Below are 3,452 nucleotides of genomic sequence, written 5' to 3'. Positions count from 1 at the left end.
GAGCGCCGGGCGAAACTCCTCCCACGGCACCACGGCGTCGATCTCGACCAACGGATCGCGCTTGGCATCGAGGCTCGCATACCGGTCCGAAAGATCAAAAACCCATCTGCGCCATCGTCTTACCCCCATCACGGTTTGCCACCCCATCATACCGCAGCGCCGGGTTCAGGGCAATTTTTAGAGGTGCCCTGAAGGGCCTGACGTCGTTTTTCAAGGCGCGTTGGTGTCAGGTAATTGGGGCGGCTGGTCCGATTTTCTGGAGCGCGTGGAGCGGCCCTCGGCGCTTGGGCCTTTCAGCTACGAAGTCGCAGATACTAAGCTGAAACAGCAGCCCCATCCAAAGCACGTCCTTCAGCTCGTGCTCTACTCTGACCTTCTGTCCGAAATTCAGGAGGTGCACCCCGAGTTCGCCTACGTCGAACTCGGCTCAGGAAAGCGCGCGCCCCTACGCCTCGCAGACTATGCCCAATACGCACGCGGCGCGCGCGCACGTCTTGAGGCTTTCGTGGCTGACCCATGGCCCACACGCCCCATCCCCTGCGCCGATTGTGCGTTATGCCGTTGGGCCGACCACTGCGAAAGCGTCTGGGACGCCGAGGACAGCTTATTCAATGTCGCTGGCATCGGGCGCGGTCAGGTGAAGAAACTCGAAGCGGCGGGGATCACCACGATGGAGGCGCTGGCCGGGAACGACGAGCAGATCCCCGGCATGGCGGAAACCACACGGGCAAAGCTCGTCACGCAGGCTCGTCTTCAACATGCCCGCAAGACAGGAGCGCCGGCTTACGAACTGCGCGCGCCAGAGCCAGTCAAAGGTTTCAACCTGCTACCCGAGCCAAAATGCGGCGATATCTTTTACGACATCGAGGGCGATCCTCACTACGAAGGCGGCCTCGAATACCTGCATGGTGTTTGGTACGATAACCAGTTCCGCGCGTTCTGGGCGCATGACCACAAGGCGGAGGCGCGCGCGCTGTCAGAGCTGCTGGAGTTCTTTCGGGCGCGGCTCGAAAAAAATCCTGAGGCGCGTATCTACCACTATGCACCCTACGAGATAACCGCGCTCGATCGCCTAACTAGAAAATACGGGATCTGTGAGGCGTTTTTCGACCGGCTTCTGCGTGAGCGTCGCTTTGTCGATCTCTACGCCGTCGTGCGCGGCGGCTTGATCTGCTCGGAGGCGAATTATTCAATCAAGTCGATGGAGGCTTTCTACGAGCGAGAGCGCGATGGCGAGGTAACGACGGCGGGAGGGTCGGTTGTCGCCTACGAACGCTGGCGTGAGACGGGCGAGCAGCAAATCCTCGATGAGATCGAGGACTACAACCGTATCGACTGCATCTCCACGGAGGAACTTCGGGACTGGCTAGTCGAGGTCCGGCCAGAAGGCTCCTGGCCGCGTCTGGGCGAGGACGCGGGAGACCAAGAGAAGACTGAAGACGAAGACGCCAAAAACTTGCGCGGCATGCTTGCCAATTCGGGTCTGCCCGCGGAACGGCAACAGATGCTCTTCAACCTTGGCTTCTTTCACAAGCGCGAGGCGAAACCGGCGCAATGGGCCGTTTTCGACAGCGTCGGGAAGGACGAGGACGAGCTGATCGACGACCTCGATGCGCTTGCCGGGCTCGAGGCGGTTGGCCCGGCGGAACCGGTGAAACGATCCATGGCCCGCACCTATCGGTTCCCGCCCCAGGAAACGAAGCTGAGGGGCGGCAAGAAGGCGACGGTGCCAGTCGCTGACGGACATCCAACCACCATCGACATCGCAGATCTCGACCCGACCAAGCGAAAGATTACTCTCAAGACTGGGGTAAATAAGGTCGATCTACTGACCGACCACCTGACGCTGCACCCAGACTGGCCGCTCAAGACCGACGTCATCGCCGCAGCTCTGCGCGCTGTCATCAAGGATCAATGCGAGCAGCGTCAGTTTACCGCCATTGACGACCTTTTGTCTTGCGCAGCACCGCGCCTTAAAACCGGCGCGAAGCCCGACCTGCTGGATGGCGCCGATCCGGTGGCCGGGACGATCGCGGCCGTGGGTGCGATGGACAGCACCGTGTTACCGGTTCAAGGGCCGCCGGGCACGGGCAAGACCTACGTCACGTCGCGCGCGATCTTGTCGCTGGTACGACAAGGCTACCGCGTCGGCGTGGCCTCAAACAGCCACGAGGCCATTCGCAATGTGCTGATGGGGTGTCTGAGTGCTATAGAGGACCACGATCCAGACATCACACCAGAGAGCGCCACGCTAGCTCACAAGGTAAGCGGTACAGACGACGGCTATCCCGTGGGCGTGACCGGCATCTCTCGTGTCACGTCCAACCAGGACCCGGTGCTCACAGAGGCTGATATCGTCGGAGGCACGGCCTTTCTCTTCTCGCGCCCGGAGTTTGAGCAGACGCTTGACTGGCTCTTTGTGGACGAGGCGGGACAGGTTGGCTTTGCCAATATGGTCGCCATGGGGCGCGCTGCGCGCAACATTGTGCTGGTCGGCGACCCGCGTCAGCTGCCGCAGGTCATTCAGGGCGCGCACCCGCCACCTGCCCATCTTTCCTGCCTCGACTGGATACTCGGCGATCACGCGACGGTGTCTAAAGATCGGGGCATTTTCCTTCCAGTCTCGCGGCGCATGCAGCCGGAGGTTTGCTGCTTTATCTCGCAACAGGTTTACGATGGGCGGCTGACCAGCCACCCCGATACCGCTCGACAGGCGTTGAGCGGCACTCACGTTCCCGAGGCCGGAGCCTTCTGGGTCCCTGTTGAACATGCAGGGAATGCACAGGTCTCAGAGGAGGAAGTCGCCGCGATCCAGCTGGCGGTCGCCGAACTTCTGCAGGGCGAGTGGACGGAAAAGGACGGCACGCGCCGCCCCATGCGCGAGAACGACATCATTGTCGTCGCTCCCTACAACGCGCAGGTGAACGCCCTTCGCGATGCACTGCCGCCCGAAGTCCGCGTCGGCACGGTCGACAAGTTTCAAGGACAGGAGGCGTCCGTCTGCCTCGTTTCCATGACCGCCTCATCGGCCGAGGAAACCTCGCGCGGCATGGAGTTCCTGTTCTCGCTCAATCGGATCAACGTGGCTGTCTCACGCGCCAAGGCGTTGGCGCTGATCTTCGGCGCGCCACGACTGCGAGAGGCGAAGTGTGAAACGGTCGACCAGATGCGGCTGGTGAATACCTTGTGCGCCTTGCCGACCGTGCCCGGGGGATGAAGTGATGAAATCGCTGTCCTGTCCGCTTTAGCGCGAGTAAGCTGCGATGCCGGATTATATGATGCATCCCGGTCTTGCGCCGCAAAGCCGCAGCGCCTCCCGGCCGACTGCGATTGGGCGCTCAGCTTGGAGACCACGGGGACTATCCTGAATTTTGTGCTCTGGCGTGGTAACGGTTCTGAAAAGGAGACCACGAATGAGCATCGACAAAGACCTTTTGGACAAGCTGATGGAA

1 protein-coding gene and 2 pseudogenes are annotated in these 3,452 nt (G+C 61.3%); 2 read left to right on the top strand and 1 reads right to left on the bottom strand.

Annotated elements, in window-relative coordinates; genetic code table 11:
• Positions 1–115: pseudogene (locus ACH107_RS31195) on the bottom strand (IS5/IS1182 family transposase); the annotation flags it as partial.
• An 81-nt stretch (positions 116–196) separates the two neighbouring features.
• On the opposite strand from ACH107_RS31195, the pseudogene ACH107_RS31190 reads away from it, so the two are divergent.
• A pseudogene (locus tag ACH107_RS31190) lies at positions 197–1,360 on the top strand (TM0106 family RecB-like putative nuclease); the annotation flags it as partial.
• Positions 1,361–1,465: 105 nt separating this feature from the next.
• Entirely contained in the window at positions 1,466–3,217 is a 1,752-nt protein-coding gene (locus ACH107_RS31185; RefSeq protein ID WP_412509545.1) for a DEAD/DEAH box helicase, read from the top strand.
• The last annotated feature ends 235 nt before the right edge of the window (positions 3,218–3,452 follow it).

The sequence above is a fragment of the Roseovarius halophilus (ex Wu et al. 2025) genome, assembly GCF_047086965.1.
Note: the sequence above shows the minus strand (reverse complement) of the source record. Positions and strands in the feature narration are given on the sequence as shown.

Excerpts from the sequence above, each read along its gene's own strand:
- ACH107_RS31185 (WP_412509545.1), top strand. The coding sequence starts at position 1,466 with ATGCTTGCCAATTCGGGTCTGCCCGCGGAACGGCAACAGATGCTCTTC.